Below are 18,221 nucleotides of genomic sequence, written 5' to 3' on the forward strand. Positions count from 1 at the left end.
CCGTGCCGGAGCTCCCCGAGGTCGAGGTCGTGCGTGCCGGGCTCGAGCCCGCCGTCGCCGGCGCGCTCATCACCGGCGTCGAGGTGTTCGAGCCGCGTTCCCTCAAGCGCCACAGCCCGCTCGAGGGCCCGTTCGAGGCGTTGCTCGCGGGGCGCCGGATGCTCGCGGCGGGGCGGCGGGGCAAGTTCCTGTGGTTCCCGCTGTCCGCAGCGGGCGATGGCGCGCATCCGCAGGCCCTGGTGGCGCACCTGGGGATGAGCGGGCAGGTGCTGCTGCGGAGTCCGGGTGTGCAGGAGGCAGGACTGCTGCGCATCCGGCTGCAGATCGAGCATCCGGAGCACGGCGAGTTCTGGGTGAACTTCGTCGACCAGCGCATCTTCGGCTCGATGGCCGTCGACCGCCTCGAGCCCACCCCCGACGGCGCCCTCGGCGGCTACTTCGGCTTCGCCGCCTCGAGCCTCGTCGCTTCCGGCTCGAAAGCGAGCTTCTTGGAGCCGAACGTGACGAGGGCGGGGGAAGAACATGCGTGGCTGGCCATGGTGCCGGGGCAGGTGGCCCACATCGCGCGAGACCCGCTCGACCCCGCCTTCGACGAGGCGGCGTTCTTCGCCGCGCTCGCCCGCAAGAAGACCGGCATCAAGCGGGCGCTGCTCGACCAGACGCTCGTGAGCGGCATCGGCAACATCTACGCCGACGAGTCGCTCTGGGCGGCGCGGCTGCACTACGAGCATCCGGCCGACCGGTTGTCACGACGCCGGATGCGCGAACTGCTCGCCGAGGTGCGCCTCGTTCTCGAGAAGGCGCTCGCCGAGGGCGGCACGAGCTTCGACGCGCAGTACGTGAACGTGAACGGCGCCTCGGGCTACTTCTCGCACAGCCTCAACGCCTACGGCCAGCAGGGCAAGCCGTGCCCGCGCTGCGGCACTCCCATCGTGCGCGAGCAGTTCATGAACCGCTCGTCCCACTTCTGCCCCCGCTGCCAGCGCCCCTTCCGGCCCCGCCCGCCCCGCCCCTGACCCCCTCCCCCTCTGCACAAAAACAAGGAGTTCTTGCTCGACACGCCGTCGGCTGAGAAGCCGGGGCCGGGGTGTCGAGCAAGAACTCCTTGTTTTTGGAGAGCCGGGAGGCGGCGGGTCAGGATGTCCGGGGGTCAGGATGTCCGGGGGTCAGGATGCCGGAGGTCAGGATGCCGCGGGGGTGTGCTTCACGTGGGCGGCGATGTGGCCGATGAGGGCGGCCACGAGGGTGATGAGGGCGGCGGCGGCGACGCCCCAGCCGATGTGGAGGTTCAGCAGCAGCGCGCCCACGCCGGCACCCGCGGCGATCAGCACGATCGCGGCCGCGCGGCGGAACCAGGGCTGCCCCTTGCCGCCCGCGAGGCGCGAGTCGGCGGCGAAACCGGTGATGGTGGAGGTGACCACCACGGTGGTGACGTCCTTCACCGCGATGTGCCGGGCGGTGGCGGCCTGCAGCCCCATCGCCGCGGCGAGCAGCACGGTCACCACCAGTTCCCACGGCTGCGGCGGCTTGCCGTTCATGACGAACAGGGCCACCGCGAGTCCGGCGAGGATGGCGCCCACCACCGCGAAGGTCGACGTGGTGCGGGTGGTCCACCCGGCCTTCACCGGCCGCAGCACGCGCCCGCCGATGGCGGCGCCGAGCATGAAGGCGAAGAGCGCGAGCAGCGGGCCCACCCAGGGCAGGCCGTCGGCGCCCGCGAGCGCCATGCCGAGGATGACGACGTTGCCGGTCATGTTGCCCGCGAACACCTTGTCGAGACCGAGGTAGCCGACGGCGTCGACGACGCCGGTGGAGAAGGTCAGCGCGAGCATGAGGCCGAGGTGCAGCTTGTCGCGATTGGCGCGGAGAGTCTGGAGCATGGCGTTCCTGTCGGTGGGGTGGGGCCATCCAAGTGGATGCACGTTACAGGCGTGTAAAAGATGGCGTGCGATGACGCCGACGACGCCCTGAAACGGTAGCCGCTCGATCGATCGCACGCCAAACGAGCGGTAGCCTCGGAAGTCCGTGGCGCGGTGGCGTGCTCGCGGAACGAGCACTGAGGATGGATGACCGATGTCGATGTCTGCGGCACTGCAACCCGGCGCGGGGCCGATCCGCGCATCCGAATACCTGGCGGCGAGCCGGGGCACGCTGCTCTGGGGGCGGCTTCCCTGCGCCGCCGACCGGGCCGTGCTCGAGATCGATCCGGGCACCGACGTCACGATCGACACCATCAGCCACGAGGGCGTGCTCGAAGACCAGGGCCGCGACCCCGCCGCCTTCTTCGCGGCACACGGGGTCGACCGCGACTTCGTGCTCGAGGATGCGATCGCGCTGGCGGCCTCGGACTACGCGCGGAGCGCATCCGACGGCCCGCACGTCGTCACGGGGCCGATCGCGGTGCGCGGCGCGAAGCCGGGCGACCTGCTCAAGATGACGGTGCTCGAGACCTCGCCGCGCGTGCCCTACGGCGTGATCTCGAACCGGCACGGCAAGGGCGCGCTCGTGGGCGAGATGCCCCAGGGCGCCGCCGACGTGAGCGTGTTCGCCGAGCTGCAGCACACCCTCGAGGGCACGGCCTTCGGCACACTGCCGCTCGTGCCCGGCGGCGAGCGTTCGGTGCGCTTTCCGCTCAACCCCTTCCTCGGCATCATGGGGGTGGCCGTCGCCGGCGACGAGCGCCCGCACTCGGTGCCGCCGGGGCCGCACGGCGGCAACATCGACATCAACCTGCTGACGGTGGGCTCCTCGCTGTACCTGCCCGTGCAGGTGCCGGGCGCCCTCGCCTACGTGGGCGACCCGCACTTCGCCCAGGGTGACGGCGAGGTGGCGCTCACGGCGATGGAGGCCTCGCTGCGGGTCACCATCCGCTTCGAGCTCGTCGACCAGACGGATGCGCGGCGCGAGTTCGGCGAGCTGGCCGGGCCGCTCGCGCAGACGAGCGAGTTCCTCGTGCCCACCGGCATGGACCGCGACCTCGACGTGGCCGTGCAGAACTGCGTGAGGGCCGCGCTCGGCCTGCTCGAGGCCCGCTACGGCATGGACCGCGCGCTCGCCTACGCCTACCTCAGCGCCGCCACCGACTTCAACATCTCGCAGGTCGTCGACATCGTGAAGGGCGTGCACGCCCGCGTGCGCGTGTCGGACTTCGAGGGGGTGGGGCTCCGTGGGTAGGCACTCCTCGGGCGCTCCGCTGCCGCGGCAGGGTTCGGTGGTGGCGAGCGTGACGGGCCCCGTCGAACTCGATCCGGCCGAGGCCGACGCGCTGCTCGAGGCCTTCCGGGCCTATGAGGCCGCGCTGATGACGAACGATCTCGCAGTGCTGGACGCCTCGTTCGCGCCGGGGGCCGCGACGCTGCGGGGAGATGCCAACGGGCTGCTCGTGGGGCACGACCGCATCAGCGCGTTCCGCGGCGTGCGCGGGGGAGTGCCGGCGCGCACGATCAGCGAGGTGCACCTGCGGGTGCTGTCGCCGACGGCCGTGCTCGTGGTGTCGGTGAGCGCGTTCGCGGCTGGGGGCTCGGGGCTGCAGACGCAGCTGTGGGAGAAGGTGGACGGCGGCTCGCGCTGGGCGATCTCGGCGGCGCACGTGACCGGTGCGGCGCCGGCGCTCAACAAGGCGGTGTGGCGCGTGGTCGGGGCTCCTCTGGTTCCCGCGCTGCCGGCAGCGGCCGTCGCAGGACCGGACGCGGCGGCCGGTGGTGGCGCAGGCTCCGCGTCGACCGGTCGCGGCCCCCGGGCGCTCGAGGGCCTGACGGTGGCCGTGAAGGACCTCTACGACGTCGCCGGGTTCGCGGTGGGGGCCGGCATCCCCGAGTACCTGGCCGAGGCATCCGTGGCCACGAGCGACGCGGATGCGGTGCACGCGTTGCGAGCGGCCGGTGCGGCCGTGCAGGGCATCGCCCAGACCGACGAGTTCGCCTACAGCATCGCGGGCCGCAACGTGCACTACGGCACCCCGCCGAACCCCGCGGTTGCCGGGGCGATCCCGGGCGGCTCCTCGAGCGGGCCGGCGACCGCCGTCTCGCTCGGGCAGGCCGCCATCGGGCTAGCGACGGACACCGCGGGGTCCATCCGCGTGCCGGCGTCGTATCAGGGGCTGTGGGGCATCCGCACCACCCACGGGGCCGTGAGCACGCGCGGTCTGCTTCCGCTCGCCCCCTCCTTCGACACCGTCGGCTGGCTCACGCGCTCGGCCGCCGTGCTGCGCGCCGCCGCCGAGGTCTCGCTGCAGGATGCTCCGGGCGCGGGCTTCGCCCCCATGCCGCCGCTTTCCCCCGGACTCGTCACTTTCGGCTCGAACGAGCCGGTTTTGGCGCCGAAGACGACGAGTCCGGCAGGGGAAGCTGGAGAAGCAGGAGAGGGCGCGCAGTTCGTGGTGTCGCGCGAGCTCGTGGCCTCGTGCGCGCCGGAGGTGCAGCGCGCGTTCCTCGCGCTCGTCGAGGAGCCCGTGTTCGGCTCGGTCGACGAGGTGGACCTCGGCGATCTCGACGCCGTGTTCGCGGCCTTCCGCACGGTGCAGGGTGCCGAGGCGTGGCGCGCCGACGGCGAGTGGATCAGCGCGCATCCGGGGGTGCTCGCCCCCGACGTGGCCGAGCGCTTCGACATCGGGGCGGCGGTGACCGCCGAGTCCGAAGCCGCGGGCCGGCAGGCGCTCGCCGAGGCGCGCGCCCGGTTCGACGAGGTCCTGGCGGGGCGCATCCTGCTGCTGCCCTCGGCCTCGTCGGCCGCACCGGGGGTGAACGCGCCCGCCGAGGAGATCGGCGCGGTGCGCGCGGCGACGCTGCGCATGACCTCGGTGGCCGGCACCGGTGGCTATCCGGCGGTCTCGGCGCCCGTGCTGCGCGTGCCCGCCCCCGGCGGCAGCGCCCCCGTCGGTCTGTGCCTCGTGGGCCCGCGCGGCTCCGACCTCGCCCTCATCGACCTCGCCGCCTCGCTGGCCGATGCCCTCCTTTCGCGCCCTTGACGCCCTGGACGAGGCATCGGCGAGGTCTGTGCGCGCATCCGGCGGCGTGAAACATGGTTGAAACAGTCGTTTCGTAGGCTGGAGCTCGAGAAACAGACTTTTCGAGGAGACCGTCATCGACACGCACGCGATCAACCCGCCGCCCCGCCTGCTCATGGGTCCCGGCCCGATCAACGCCGACCCGCGCGTGCTGCGGGCGATGTCGGCCCAGCTCGTGGGCCAGTACGACCCGGCGATGACCGCGTACATGAACGAGACCATGGCGCTCTACCGCGAGGTGTTCCAGACCCGCAACGAGCAGACGCTGCTCGTCGACGGCACCTCGCGCGCCGGCATCGAGGCCGCGATCGTGTCCCTCGTGGCACCCGGCGACCGTGTGCTCGTGCCGATCTTCGGCCGCTTCGGACACCTGCTGCGCGAGATCGCCGAGCGCGCCGGGGCCGAGGTGCACGTGATCGAGCGCGAGTGGGGCACCGTGTTCACCGAGGCCGAGATCGAGGCCGCGATCGCGGAGACGAAGCCGAAGCTGCTGGCCGTGGTGCACGGAGACACCTCCACCACCGTCGCGCAGCCCCTCGAGGGCCTCGGCGCCCTGTGCGAGAAGCACGGCGTGCTCTTCTACACCGACGTCACCGCGAGCCTCGGCGGCAACGCCTTCGACACGGATGCGCTGGGCCTGGACGCCGTCACCGCCGGCCTCCAGAAATGCCTCGGCGGCCCCTCCGGCTCGGCGCCCGCCACCTTCTCGGCGAAGGCCGTCGAGGTGATCAACGGGCGCAAGAGCATCGAGGCGGGCATCGCGGGCGACGCCTCCGAGATCCACGCCACGCGCATCCGCTCGAACTACTTCGACCTCGCCATGATCTTCGACTACTGGGGCGAGAAGCGTCTCAACCACCACACCGAGGCCACCTCGATGCTCTACGGCGCCCGGGAATGCGCGCGACTGCTCGTGGAGGAGGGCCTGCCCGCGGCCGTCGAGCGGCACCGCCTGCACGGCGCCGCGATGCTCGCCGGCGTCCAGGGCCTCGGGCTCGCCACCTTCGGAGACCTGAGCGTGAAGATGAACAACGTGGTGGCCGTGGTCATCCCCGACGGGGTGAACGGCGACGCCGTGCGCGGGTCGCTGCTGGAGGACTTCGGCATCGAGATCGGCACGAGCTTCGGCCCCCTGCACGGCAAGGTCTGGCGCATCGGCACCATGGGCTACAACGCCCGAAAGGATGCGGTGCTCACCACCCTCGCGGCCCTCGAGCAGGTGCTGCGGCGGCAGGGCGCCTCCGTCACCTCCGGGGGCGGGGTCGGCGCCGCCTTCGACCTCTACGCCGACGCGGCCCGGGCATGACCCGCGCCGCCGGCACGGAAAGGACCGTCTCATGACCGTTCTCGAGACCACGAGCGCCCGGAGCATCCTGGACCGCTGCGACGAGCTCGCCACGCACTCCTCGCTGCCCGACGGGCTCATCCAGCGCGTCTACCTCTCGAAGGAGCACGCGGAGGTCAACGCCATCGCGGCCGAGTGGATGCAGCAGGCCGGCATGACGACGTGGCAGGATGCCGCGGGCAACCAGTGCGGCCGCCTCGAGGGCGCGGTTCCCGGCCTTCCGGCGCTGCTGCTCGGCAGCCACCTCGACACCGTTCCCTCGGCCGGCAAGTACGACGGCATCCTCGGCGTGCTGACCGCGATCGCCGTGGTGGAGCGCATCCACGCCTCGGGCCGGGCGCTGCCCTTCGCCCTCGAGGTCGTGGCCTTCGCCGACGAGGAGGGCACCCGCTTCGGTCGCGCCCTGCTCGGCAGCCGCGCGCTCGCCGGCACCTGGGACGACGCCTGGTGGGAGCTCCAGGGCGAAGACGGCATCACCCTGCGCGACGCCTTCACCGCCTGGGGGCTCGACCCGGCGGCGATCGGCGAGGCCGCCCGAAAACCCGACGACCTCATCGGCTACCTCGAAGCCCACATCGAGCAGGGCCCCTACCTCGAGGACGAGGACAAGGCGCTCGGCATCGTGTCGTCGATCGCGGGCGCCCGCCGCTTCCTGGTGACCGTCATCGGCCGGGCCGGCCACTCCGGTACCCCCTACGAGCGGCGGCGCGACGCCCTCGCCGGGGCCGCGGATGCGATCATCGCCATCGAGCGCATCGCCCGCTCCGCCCAGCTGATCGCCACGGTCGGCCACCTCGAGGTGTTCCCCGACGCGGTCAACGTCATCCCGGGCAAGGTGGAGTTCAGCCTCGACCTGCGCGGCGAGTACGACTCCGAGCGCGATCGCATCTGGACCGTCATCCAGGACATGCTCTCCGACATCTGCCGCCAGCGGCGCCTGCGCTGGGAGAGCGTGGAGACGCACTCCGCCCCGGCGGCCGTGTGCAGTGCGCGCCTGCGCGGAGTGATCGCCGAAGGCATCCGCTCCACCGGCGACCAGCGGCCCATGTCGCTGTTCTCCAAGGCCGGGCACGACGCCATGGCCGTGGCCGAGATCACCGAGATCGGGATGCTGTTCGTGCGCTGCGAGGGCGGCGTGAGCCACAACCCGGCCGAGCACGTGACCGAGGACGACGTGGCGAAGACGATCGATGCCTTCGAGCGCGCGGTGCTCGCGCTCGTCGACGCGGCCGAGCGCGAGGCGGCGGACGGTGCCCGGGCCTGAGGCGGGTGCCGTGGCCGGCACCGGGTCGGGGCAGCGTGCCGAGCGGGGCTCGGCGGGCGCTCGGGCGGGCGCTGCTGCCGCCACGGCCGGCGCCGGCGATCCGGGTGCGGGCCGTCGGGTGCGATCGGCTGCCCCGATGAACATCGGGCAGCGCATCGACCGCTCCTACGGCGAACTCTCGCCGCAGGAGCAGCGGGCGGCCGACTTCATCCTCGACCACCTCGGCGACCTGGCGATCTACTCCGGCACCGAGCTCGCGCAGCGCAGCGGGGTGTCCAAGGCCACCGTGTCGCGGCTGTTCCGCCGGCTCGGCTTCGAGAACGCGCAGGAGGTGCGGGAGCACGCGCGATCGCTGCGCTCGTCGGGCGTGCCGGTGGGCGGAGGCTCGCCGGGGGCATCCGCCGACCTCTCGGCCCACCTCGTGCGCGAGGTCGAGAATTTGCGGCGCACCTTCGACGCGCTCGGGCCCGATCGGCTCGAGCAGACCACGGCGCTGCTGGTGCGCAGCCGCACGGTGACGGTGGTGGGGCTGCGCAACAGCCACGCTCTGGCGCTGCACCTGCGTGAGCAGCTCGCGCAAGGTCGCGCGGGGGTTCAGCTCGCGCCGTTGCCCGGGCAGACCGTGGCCGAGGAGTTCGCCGAGCGGGATGCGCGCGACGCGGCCGTGGTGTTCGGATTCCGGCGGCGCACCTCGGGTTTCGGCCGCATGGTCGCGGGCATCGCCTCGCGCGGGGTGCCGATCGTGCTCATCGGAGACGCATCGGCGAGGCGCTATGCGGAGTTCGCGGCGGTCTGGATCGAGTGCCCGATCGACAGCGTGGCACCGCTGGACAGCTACGCGAGCGCCACGAGCCTCGTGAACGTGCTGGCCTCCAGCGTGCTCGCGGCCCGGGTGCGGGAGAGCCGCACCCGGATCGCGGCGATCAACGGGCTGTATGAGGAGCTGGGCGAACTCGAGTAAGGGTGCCGGCGGTGCCGGCTGCCCCGTGGCCGCCGTGCTTCGCGCGCCGTCCACGGGTCGCGCCGGTCCTCGCCCGGCGCTCCGCGACAGCCGAGCGTGCGGTCGCTTCACGGCCGTGCGCTCACCCGGGGTCGTCGAGGAGGGCCTGTTGCGTTCGGACCCACTCGAACGTCTCCGGCGTGCTGCCGGGCCGGCGGGCTCGCGACTGGCAGCGTCGACTTGTGGCGGGTCGCGCCAAGCGTTGCGTTCGGCGCTTGTGGGAGCACCTAGCGCGACCTGGCGGGCGGGGTGGGGCGGGGTGTCAGGCCTGCTGGGACTGGTGTTCTGCGTCGGCCGTGGCCAGGGCCTCGGCGGTCATGGCGGCGTGGCGCTGGGCGGCGGCGAGCTTCTCGACGACCTCGGGAGCGGTCATCTTCGTGACGTAGGCGGGCGTGTCGCGCTGGAAGCGCCATCCTTCGGCCAGGGGGCCTGCATCAACGGCGTCGAAGCCGAACTCGTCGAAGAGGGCCGTGACGAGGGTCTTCGCGTCGGTGTCGTCGCCCGCGATCGGGAGCGCACGGCGGTCGGGGGTACCGGCCGGGCTGCCGTCGGTGGTGAGGTCGGCCGCCATGATGTTGTTGACGCCCTTGACCACCTTCGAGGTGGGGAGGTGGGCCTGCAGCAGCTCGGAGACGGTGGTGGTCTCCTCCTCGAGCGGGGTGATGCGGCCGTCGCGCTCCCAGTAGTAGTTGTTCGTGTCGACGACGACCTTGCCGGCGAGCGGCTCGGCGGGCACCTCGAGGTAGTTCTTGAACGGAACGGTCACGACCACGAGATCGCCGGCGGCGGCCGCCTGGGCGGGTGTGGCCGCCGTGGCCTGCGGACCGAGCTCGGCCACGAGCTCCGAGAGCGTCTCCGGGCCGCGTGAGTTGCTCAGCACCACCTGGTAGCCGTGCGCGACGGCGAGGCGGGCGAGCTGGCTGCCGATGTGTCCGGCGCCGATGAATCCGATCGTGGTGAGTCCTGTGGCTGTCATGCCTCACCTCAACGCCTGACGGCGCCGGCTTCTTCCGCGGTTCAGCACAATCGCAGACCCCGGTCAGCCGGCACGGAGCGTGTCGACGTCGTCGCCCCCGCCGAGGTCGGTGCAGTCGACCAGCTCGACGCCGTGGGCCCGCAAGTAGGGGCGGGCGCCGGTGTCGCCGGAGAGCCCGGCGAGGAGGGCGTCGAAGTGGGCCGCGCCGATGACCACCGGATGCCCGGGCCGGCCGTCGTAGGCGGCCTGCCGCAGGGTGGCCGGGCCGGCGGACTCGGGACGGGGGGCCGTATCGGGATCAGTGGGGGCGGCGGCTCCGAGCAGGCGAGCCACCGCGCGCGGGTCGAGACTGGGCAGGTCGACGAGCGTCACCACCACGGCGGCGGCGCCGAGCCCCTGGGCGGCGCGGATGCCGGCACGGAGCGACGCGGCCTGACCGGTGGCCCAGTCCTCGGCGACCACGACGTGCACGTGCCCCGCGGGGCCGGCGGCATCGTCGCTCTGGTCGGCCAGGGTCGTGGGCCCGGACCCGGGCGCGGCGGAGGCCGGTGCCGCGGTGGTGCCGCCGGGCTCCGCCGGCCAGGGTGCGGCCGGAGTGGACGGCTGCGGCTGCGGACCGAGGAGGGCCGCCGCCCGCTGCGCCTCGGCGCCGAGCACGACCACGAGCTGCGCGCAGCCGCCGCTCTGCAGGGTGCGCACGGCGCGCCGCAGCCAGGGCTCGCCCGTCTCCGGGTCGGCGACGAGGGCCTTCGGCCTGCCCATGCGCGTGCCGGCGCCGGCGGCCAGGAGCAGGCCGACGATCGGCGCATCCGGAGCGGGCGGGGTCATCTGCTCATCGTAAACTGGAGGGCATGGCGACCCCCTCCGCGACCGGCACCGACGGCACCAGCACCGACGGCACCAGCCCCGACGCCCCGGCGTCGACCGCCGAGGGCACGCCGCCGCTGCGCGAGGCGCTGCGCTCGTGCCTCGCGGTCGACCGTTTCGTCGACGAGGTGGCCGCGGCGGCGCCGTTCGCCACGAACGCCGAGCTGCTCGCCGAGGCCTCCCGGGTGGCGTCGAGCCTGACCCCGGCCGAGGTGGATGCGGCGCTCGCGCACCACCCGCGCATCGGCGAGCGGGCGGCCGGCGACGGCCAGTCGCAGCGCTTCAGCCGCGCCGAGCAGCAGACCGCCGAGGCCTCCGACGCCGGACTGGCCGAGGCGATCGCCGCCGGCAACCGGGCCTACGAGGAGCGCTTCGACCGGGTGTTCCTCATCCGGGCCGCGGGCCGGAGCCGGGCCGAGATCCTCGCCGAGCTGAGCCGCCGCCTCGAGCTCGACGACACCGCCGAGGCCGCCACCGTCGCCTCCGAGCTCCACGACATCACGATGCTCCGCCTGCAGTCGCTCTACCCGGCCTGACCAGGCCGAGCCCCGCGCATCCGCGCCCTCACACCGACCGAACCGTGCGCCACACGAACCGAGGAGCCGCCATGACCGACGAACGCAGCCACGTCACCACCCACGTGCTCGACTCCACCATCGGGCGGCCCGCCGCGGGCGTGCCCGTGCGGCTCGAGCACGACGACCTCGGCAACTGGGTGATGATCGGCTCCGCCGAGACGGATGCCGACGGCCGCGCGAACGCGCTCGGCCCGGTGACGCTCGCCCCCGGCCGCTACCGGGTGAGCTTCGACACCGCCACCTACTTCGCCGAGCAGGAGGTCAAGGCCTTCTACCCCGAGGTGCAGATCATCTTCGAACTCGCCGACGCCGCCGCCCACTACCACGTGCCCCTCCTACTCAGCCCCTTCGCCTACTCCACCTACCGCGGCAGCTGACCCGCCCCGCCCGGTAGAACGACGGACTTTCAGGCCGGATGCCGGAATCGACGGAGCCTCGGCCCGGGAAAGGCCGAAGGCTCCGTCGTTTCGGGGCAGATGCGGCAGCTAGCTAAGCGAAGCCGCCCGCGATCGTCCAGGCCGGGCCGGCGTCGGGGGCGTCGTCGCGGAGCACCGAGGCCTGGATGAGGCCGTAGGGCCGGTCGTCGGCGTTGAAGACCTCGTTGTCGTTCGAGACGCCGAAGGGCGAGAGGTCGTAGAGGAAGTGGTGCTTGTTCGGCGCCGACATCCGGATCTCGGCGAGGAAGGGGTAGGCCTCGAGCACCGCCTTGCCCATCTCGTAGAGCGTCTGCTGCAGCGCGAGCGAGCGCACGGTGGCGAAGGTCGACACCATGATCTGCTTGATGCCCGCGTAGGTGCCTTCCCAGTCGATGTCGCCGAAGCTACCGTCGGGCGAGAAGAAGCGCCACTGCGCCACGAGCGAGGTGGCCATGATGCGGTCGCTGGTGGGCTGCAGCAGCGTGTACTCGTCTTCGAGGAAGTCGTGGAACTCCGAGCCCGTGGTCTTCAGGATCACCAGGTCTTTGAATCCGCCGATCACCCACGCCTTCTGCGCGGAGCCCTTGCCCTCGATGGTGATGGCGGCCGTGCGCGTCTCCTGCCCCTTGCGCACGAAGGTGAAGTCGTGCTCGGAGCCGTCGACGAGCACGCGCTCCCAGGCGTACTCCTCGATCTCGATGCGCGCGCCCGACACCGGCTCCACGTCGTCGACGAAGTGGCGGGCCAGCACGAGCCCGTAGTCCTCGATCGACTCGAGTCCCTTCTCCTTCGCGTAGGAGTAGGCGGTCTGCTTCTGCGTGTCGGTGGGCAGCACGGCGCTCTGGTCGCCCACGAGGTGCGCCGCGTCGAACGAGCCCCGCAGCGCGGTCGACACGTTGACGTCGTGGATCTCGTGCCGGGGGGAGTCCCGGTAGATGCGCACGATGCGGTTCTCCGCTTTGCCGTACTGGTGCGGGCCGAGGACGATGGACATGGCTTCCCTACTCACTGCGCGGCGAGAGTTCGCGGGGCCGCGCGCCTCCAGTCTGTCGGCAGCGCGCATCCGCGAGCTCCGGATGCGCGCCCCGGCCGCCGGAATTTACGTTCAATTTACGTGGCGTGTCAGTTCGTGGAACGCGTGAGGAGCTTTCCGCCGGGCACGCGCTGGGCGTCGCCCACCGCGCCCTCCGCTCCGAGGGCGTGCACCACGTCGCCGGCGAGCCAGGTGGTGTGCACGACCCCGCGCAGGGTGCGCCCGTCGAAGGCGGAGACCTTGTTCTTGTGTTCGAGGGCCTCGGCGTGCACGGCGAACGACTCCTCGGGAGCGAAGGCGACGAGGTCGGCGGCGGCGCCCGCGGTGATCGAGCCCTTCACGCCGGTGAGGCCGACGAGCGCCGAGGTGCCCTCGCTCATCCAGCCGATCACGCGGTCGAGCGGGATGCCGCGCTCGCGCGCCGCCGTCCACACCGCCGGCAGGCTCAGCTGCAGCCCCGAGATGCCGCCCCAGGCCTCCTGGAAGTCGCCGTTCCCCTTGAATTTGAGCTCCGCCGTCGAGGGGGAGTGGTCGCTCGCGATGAGGTCGATGGTGCCGTCGAGCAGGGCGTCCCAGAGCAGATCGCGGTTGGCCTCGTCGCGGATGGGCGGGCAGCACTTGAACTGCGTGGCGCCGTCGGGGATGTGCTCGGCCGAGAAGGCGAGGTAGTGCGGGCAGGTCTCGACCGTGAGCGGCAGGCCCTCGGCCTTGGCCGCGCGGATCTGGTCGAGCGCCCGGGCGCTCGAGAGGTGCAGGATGTGGGCGCGCGCCCCGGTGGCCCGCACGCCCGCGATGACGTGCGCGATCGCATCCTCTTCGGCGAGGTCGGGGCGTGAGGCCACGAACGCCCGGTAGTCCTGCCCGCCGTGGTTCTCGGAGCGCTCGAGCACCTCGGGGTCTTCGGCGTGCACGATGAGCAGCCCGTCGAACGACGCGATCTCCTGCATCGCCTCGAGCAGCTCGGAGCCCGACAGGTGCGGGAACTCGTCGACGCCCGAGGGCGCCAGGAACGCCTTGAAGCCGAACACGCCCTCGCGCCACAGGGGCTCGAGCGCGCCGAGGTTCGACGGGATGGCTCCGCCCCAGAAGCCCACGTCGACGCTCGCCTGCGGTTCGGCCGCGGCCCGCTTCACGGCGAGCCCCTCGACCGTCGTGGTGGGCGGGATGCTGTTGAGCGGCATGTCGACCACGGTCGTCACGCCCCCGGCCGCGGCGGCACGGGTGGCCGTGGTGAAGCCCTCCCACTCGGTGCGCCCCGGTTCGTTCACGTGCACGTGGGAGTCGACCACGCCCGGGATGAGCACCTGCCCCTCGGGGAGCGTCACCGTGACGTGGGCCGGGACGTCCTCGTCGTGGTCGGCGATCAATGCCACCACGCCGTCGCGCACCGCGACGACCGCCGAGCGCCACTCGCCGTCGGCGTAGACCGATCCGGCACGGATCGCGAGGTCGTAGGGCTGGGTCATCGGGGTGCTCCTTCTCGGCTTCCTGGCGGGCGGAACGACGGATGCTCGCGCCGCGATGCCAGCCTAACCGCGGCTACCATGGGCCCATGGTCGTGACCGCGGAGATGAGAACCGCCTGCCCCAAGCACATGGAGTACGGCCCGTGCGGCGGTGTGGAGTTCGACGGAAGCTGCGAGGTGGGCGAGTTCCGCTGCGTCTTCCTCGAGACGCCGACCGTGCGCTGGCACGGCATCGCGCCGAACCCGGAGTCGCCCGCGGGCACCTCGGCCGCCGACGTCGCGGTGCACCGCCTCGGCGACGCCCACGAGTTCGCGGTGGCGCCGCAGCCGGGCGCCGCGGCGATGCGCGCCCTGATGGCCACGCGTCCGATCGTGATCGCCGACTTCCCGGGCCGCTCGGTCGACCGCGGCTCGTTGCGCGACTGCGCCCAGGCGCTCGCCGGGCGCGTCGACGCCACCCTCGCCGGCGACTCGGGCCGTTCTCGCGTGCAGTTCTCGCCCAGCTACCGGGCCCAGCTCATCCAGGCCGAGGGCCTCACAGCCTGGAGCGGCGTCAACTGCCGCGACCGCAACCGCGTGGCCCTCGAGGGCGAGCTCGCCGGGCTCGCCGACGTGGGCGTGGGCGGAGTGCACTGCGTCACCGGCGACCACACCTCCACCGGCGACCGGCCGGACGCGTTGCCCGTCTTCGACATCGACTCCACCCAGCTCGCGGCCCTCGCCCGGCAGGCCGGCCACCTGGTGTCGGTGGGCGAGTCGCCGGCCACCCCGCCGGTGGACCGGCGGGCCGAGCGCCTGCGCGAGAAGGCGCTCGCGGGCGCCGACATCTGCTTCATCAACCACGCCGGCGGGGTGGAGCCGGTGCGCCGCTTCATCGCGGCCGCCCATGAGCAGGGCATCGCGCCCGGCTTCATCCCGTGCGTTCCGATGGTGGTCGACCGGGGGAGCGCATCCCTCCTCCGCTCCTTCACCACGCTCGTGCTGCCCGAGGGCTTCCTCGAGCGCATCCTCGACGCCGCCGATCCCTATCAGGCCGGGCTGGATGCGGTCACGGAGCTCTGCGAGGGGCTGCTCGCGCTCGAGGGCGTCGCGGGCGTCAACCTCTCGGGCGGCGCCGCGCCGGGGGCCGAGGTGGCGTTCGCCGACGCGATGGGCGTGGTGGCCGAGCGGCTCGGACTCGGCACTCATCGCTGATGTCGCGGGCGCGACGGCCGTAACGCGATAGAAATATCACCGCCGTAGAGTCGTCGGAGACAGTGTCCCCGACGATCGGAACCGCGATGACCCCCGTGCCGCCCGCGCCCGCCGGCGAGCTCCGCGAGCCCAGTGGGCCCACGGCGCCCTGGCGCGCGGTCTGGGTCGAGGCCGTGCCGACGGCGCATGCCCCGCGCCGGCCCCAGCGCCTGCGCCGCTCGGTCGTGCTCCCGGGAGACGTGACCTCGGCCGTCGTGCGGGTGAGCGCGCGCGGCAGCTGGTCGCTGTTCGTGAACGACGACCGCGTCGACTCGGCCGCTCTGTCACCGGAGCCGCGGAACGACGGACTCGTCGCCTGGCACCGCTTCGACGTGACGTCGCGTCTGCGGGCGGGCGAGAACGTGCTCGGGCTGATCGTGGGCTCGGCGTGGGAGACCGGGCATCCGTTCGACGGCTCCGGGCGGCCTCCGCTCGCCCTCCTGCTCGAACTCGACGTCGAACTCCCCGGCGGCGACCATGTTCTCGTGGGCAGCGACGGGGAGTTCCGCTCCAAGCCGGGCGCGATCGTCTCCTCGGCCGACGCCCCCGGCGAGGTTCAGGACCATCGCTTGCGCGAGGCCGGCTGGAAGCTGCCCGGGTACGACGACTCGGCCTGGACCCCGGTGCGCGTGTCGGCCGACCAGGGCCTCGACCGGCTCGCCTTCGAGCAAGCGGAGACGACGCGGATCGAGGCCGAGCTCGAGGCCGCCTCCGTGCGCGAGACGCCTACCGGCGCCCTGCGGGTGGAGTTCCCCCGGCGTGTTCGCGGCCGGGGGAAGGCGGCCTTCGCCGAAGCCGCCGGAACCCGGGTGACCGTGGAGTACCGGCTCGCCGACGCCTCGTCCGGCCCGGCCGACGCGTTCATCGCCGCCGGCACCCCGCACGAGGTCTTCGAGCCGGGCTTCGCCTTCCACGAGTTCGACCACCTGCTGGTCTCGGGGCTCCGGAACCCCGGTTCGGCACGCTTCACCGCCCTCGAATTCTCCCGCCCACGGTGAGGTCGTCGATGATGGGGAGGGAATCGAACCGGCGGGGGTCGCCGGGCGAAGAAAGGATGGCGTCGTGAGCGAGATCCTCGACGACATGGACTCCCGCCCCGGGAGCACCACGTCGCTGCTGCGCACCGTGCTCGGCATCTACCTGCGCGAGCTCGGCGGCTGGATCGCGGTGTCGCATCTGCTCGAACTCATGGAGGCGCTCGACGTGCCGGGGCCCCGCACCCGCACGGCCCTGGTGCGGGTGAAGAAGAAGTCCCTCCTCGTGCCGGAGACCCGCGACCGGGTGGCCGGCTACGCCCTCGTCGACGACGCCGTGCCGATGCTCGAGCGGGGCGACCGTCGCATCTACCACCCGCGCAACATGGGGCCCGAGAGCAGGTGGTGCGCCGTGTCGTTCTCGATCCCGGAGGAGAACCGCCATCTCCGCCATCAGCTGCGCCGCCGCCTGCACTGGATCGGCTGCGGCACGGTCTCGCCGGCCCTCTGGATCTGCCCGGCCTACCTGGCGGGCGAGGTCGAGGAGATCCTCGACGACCTCGGCATCCGCGAGCACTCGACGCTGTTCATCGCCGAACGGCCGCTCGTGGCCGGCTCCCTGCAGGCCGCCGTCGCGAGCTGGTGGGATCTCGACGCGCTGCGCGCGCACCACGAGGAGTTCCTGGAACAGCACCGGGCCGACGCCCTGGTGGGCGTCGACGAGCCCGTGACGGCGCGCGAGGCGTTCTCGGTGTACATCCGCAGCATCGACAGCTGGCGCATCATCCCGTACCTCGACCCCGGCCTCCCCGCCGAGCTGCTGCCCGCCGATTGGCCGGGCGACGAGAGCAACGCCCTGCAGTGGCGGCTGCGGGAGCGCTTCAGCGCCCTGAGCACCGACTACGTGGCCGAGGTCACCGGCATCCCCCTGCTGGATCCGGCCCGCGACGCCTCCCCTGCGTTCACCGTCACGGAGTGAACGCCCGACCCGATTCGAGGAACCGATGACCCAGCCCCGCGCCCTGGAGGGCACCCATGTCCTGCTCCTGGACGGCTGGCAGCACCGCCGCGAGCCCGGCCACTGGCAGGGCTGGCTCGCCGAGCGGCTCGTCGAGCGCGGTGCGGTGGCCGACTACCTCACGCTGCCCGACCCGGAGCATCCCGACTACGCCGCGTGGTCGGCGGCCGCTCTGCGCGCGCTCGACCGGCATCCGGATGCCGTCGTGGTGGCCCACGGCCTCAGCGTTCTGCTCTGGCTGCGGATGTGCGGCGACGCCGCCGAGGCCGGGGCCCTGCCGCTCGCCCGGAGGGTCGTGCTCGTGGCGCCCCCGGCGACGGGGATGCACGGCGGTTCTGTGTCGGATGCGCTGCCCGCCTCGGTGACGCCGGAGGCCGTCGCCGCGGCCTCGGCCGAGGGCACTCTGCTCGTCTTCTCGCTCGGCGACCCCTACCTGCCGGAGGGCGCACGGCTCGCCTACGGGGAGCCCTTGCGCCTGCCGTCGGTCGAGATCGCCGGCGGAGCGCACCTCAACCAGGCCGCGGGCTTCGGGCCGTGGCCCGCGATGCTGGAGTGGTGCGAGACCGGTGTCTGGCCCGCCCCGGCGGGGCTCGAGGCGGAGCTCGACGCCCTCTTCCATCCCGAGGGGCGCCGGCTCGGCATGATCGTGGCCGGCCCGGTGACCACCGAGACGCTCGCCACGGTGGGCCGTGTGCTCGAACGCCAGGGCATCGAGCCCAGCCGCCGCCGGGCGGTTCTGCAGCCGCGCCCGGGGGAGCCGGAGGTGCGCGCGGCGGACGTGGCCGACTTCGGCTCGCGCTACGGCCACGAGTACTCCGTGGCCGTGCTCGCACCGGCGCTCGCGACCGCGCCGGAGGCCGTCGCCTCGCTCGAGACGGCGTTCGCGGGGCAGGGATGCGCGGTCGTCTGGAGCGCATGACTGTGATCTGACGCAATTGTGACGTAAGTCAGCAAATTGAAACATGGTCGTAACCGCGAGAAACGTCACGGTCACATCAGTTCGGTAGGAATGGACTCGGCAGGTTGGCACCACGGGGCCTGCACCCC

Annotated in this window: 17 protein-coding genes; 12 read left to right on the forward strand and 5 right to left on the reverse strand. The window is 72.7% G+C overall.

The features are described from left to right. Positions 1-2: 2 nt before the first annotated feature. Positions 3-1,016: an Fpg/Nei family DNA glycosylase gene (locus VD659_RS10005; RefSeq protein WP_423260941.1), complete on the forward strand. Its 1,014-nt coding sequence runs from the start codon at positions 3-5 to the stop codon at positions 1,014-1,016. Between the two features lie 165 nt (positions 1,017-1,181). Here VD659_RS10005 and VD659_RS10010 read toward each other — a convergent pair whose 3' ends face one another. Continuing rightward, positions 1,182-1,880, reverse strand: coding sequence for a YoaK family protein (locus tag VD659_RS10010; protein ID WP_423260942.1), 699 nt, complete (start codon positions 1,878-1,880; stop codon positions 1,182-1,184). A gap of 193 nt (positions 1,881-2,073) precedes the next feature. Between VD659_RS10010 and VD659_RS10015 the strand changes: the two genes are divergently transcribed. The 5 genes from VD659_RS10015 (at position 2,074) to VD659_RS10035 (ending at position 8,575) form a co-directional block, all read left to right on the forward strand. Further along, a complete protein-coding gene (locus tag VD659_RS10015; protein WP_423260943.1) occupies positions 2,074-3,174 on the forward strand; it encodes an acetamidase/formamidase family protein in 1,101 nt (366 codons plus the stop codon). Next, positions 3,167-4,966: an AtzH-like domain-containing protein gene (locus tag VD659_RS10020; protein WP_423260944.1), complete on the forward strand. Its 1,800-nt coding sequence runs from the start codon at positions 3,167-3,169 to the stop codon at positions 4,964-4,966. The genes VD659_RS10015 and VD659_RS10020 overlap by 8 nt, the downstream gene beginning before the upstream one ends. Before the next feature lie 154 nt (positions 4,967-5,120). Next, positions 5,121-6,311, forward strand: a complete 1,191-nt coding sequence (locus VD659_RS10025) for a pyridoxal-phosphate-dependent aminotransferase family protein (RefSeq protein ID WP_423260945.1) — start codon at positions 5,121-5,123, stop codon at positions 6,309-6,311. A gap of 31 nt (positions 6,312-6,342) precedes the next feature. After that, the gene (locus tag VD659_RS10030; protein ID WP_423260946.1) at positions 6,343-7,614 is read left to right on the forward strand and encodes an allantoate amidohydrolase; all 1,272 of its coding nucleotides are present in this window, start codon (positions 6,343-6,345) and stop codon (positions 7,612-7,614) included. Next, on the forward strand, positions 7,601-8,575 hold the full coding sequence (locus tag VD659_RS10035; protein WP_423260947.1) for a MurR/RpiR family transcriptional regulator: 975 nt from the start codon (positions 7,601-7,603) through the stop codon (positions 8,573-8,575). The genes VD659_RS10030 and VD659_RS10035 overlap by 14 nt, the downstream gene beginning before the upstream one ends. A 301-nt stretch (positions 8,576-8,876) precedes the next feature. Here VD659_RS10035 and VD659_RS10040 read toward each other — a convergent pair whose 3' ends face one another. After that, positions 8,877-9,590: an NADPH-dependent F420 reductase gene (locus tag VD659_RS10040; RefSeq protein WP_423260948.1), complete on the reverse strand. Its 714-nt coding sequence runs from the start codon at positions 9,588-9,590 to the stop codon at positions 8,877-8,879. A 63-nt stretch (positions 9,591-9,653) separates the two neighbouring features. Then, on the reverse strand, positions 9,654-10,418 hold the full coding sequence (locus tag VD659_RS10045; RefSeq protein ID WP_423260949.1) for a nucleotidyltransferase family protein: 765 nt from the start codon (positions 10,416-10,418) through the stop codon (positions 9,654-9,656). Positions 10,419-10,441: 23 nt separating this feature from the next. On the opposite strand from VD659_RS10045, the gene VD659_RS10050 reads away from it, so the two are divergent. Together VD659_RS10050 and uraH are read left to right on the forward strand one after the other, a co-directional pair. Continuing rightward, positions 10,442-10,993, forward strand: a complete 552-nt coding sequence (locus VD659_RS10050) for a 2-oxo-4-hydroxy-4-carboxy-5-ureidoimidazoline decarboxylase (protein ID WP_423260950.1) — start codon at positions 10,442-10,444, stop codon at positions 10,991-10,993. Positions 10,994-11,064: 71 nt separating this feature from the next. After that, positions 11,065-11,412 carry a hydroxyisourate hydrolase gene (gene uraH / locus VD659_RS10055; RefSeq protein WP_423260951.1) on the forward strand — a complete coding sequence of 116 codons (348 nt, stop codon included), beginning with the start codon at positions 11,065-11,067 and terminating at the stop codon, positions 11,410-11,412. A gap of 112 nt (positions 11,413-11,524) precedes the next feature. On the opposite strand, the gene pucL is transcribed toward uraH, so the two are convergent. Together pucL and allB are read right to left on the reverse strand one after the other, a co-directional pair. Then, complete coding sequence (gene pucL, locus VD659_RS10060) at positions 11,525-12,445, reverse strand: factor-independent urate hydroxylase (protein WP_423260952.1); 921 nt, start codon at positions 12,443-12,445, stop codon at positions 11,525-11,527. A gap of 128 nt (positions 12,446-12,573) precedes the next feature. Then, on the reverse strand, positions 12,574-13,950 hold the full coding sequence (gene allB / locus VD659_RS10065) for an allantoinase AllB (protein WP_423260953.1): 1,377 nt from the start codon (positions 13,948-13,950) through the stop codon (positions 12,574-12,576). A gap of 86 nt (positions 13,951-14,036) precedes the next feature. Between allB and VD659_RS10070 the strand changes: the two genes are divergently transcribed. From VD659_RS10070 to VD659_RS10085, 4 genes are all read left to right on the forward strand, one after another. After that, positions 14,037-15,143, forward strand: coding sequence for a methylenetetrahydrofolate reductase C-terminal domain-containing protein (locus VD659_RS10070; RefSeq protein ID WP_423260954.1), 1,107 nt, complete (start codon positions 14,037-14,039; stop codon positions 15,141-15,143). A 62-nt stretch (positions 15,144-15,205) separates the two neighbouring features. Further along, positions 15,206-16,180, forward strand: a complete 975-nt coding sequence (locus VD659_RS10075) for an alpha-L-rhamnosidase N-terminal domain-containing protein (protein WP_423260955.1) — start codon at positions 15,206-15,208, stop codon at positions 16,178-16,180. Positions 16,181-16,244: 64 nt separating this feature from the next. Then, positions 16,245-17,135, forward strand: a complete 891-nt coding sequence (locus VD659_RS10080; protein WP_423260956.1) for a PaaX family transcriptional regulator C-terminal domain-containing protein — start codon at positions 16,245-16,247, stop codon at positions 17,133-17,135. A 25-nt stretch (positions 17,136-17,160) separates the two neighbouring features. After that, positions 17,161-18,093 (forward strand): RBBP9/YdeN family alpha/beta hydrolase, encoded by a 933-nt coding sequence (locus VD659_RS10085; protein ID WP_423260957.1) that lies wholly within the window; start codon positions 17,161-17,163, stop codon positions 18,091-18,093. Positions 18,094-18,221: the final 128 nt, after the last annotated feature.

It is taken from the genome of Herbiconiux sp. 11R-BC (assembly GCF_049472555.1).
GTDB lineage: Bacteria > Actinomycetota > Actinomycetes > Actinomycetales > Microbacteriaceae > Herbiconiux.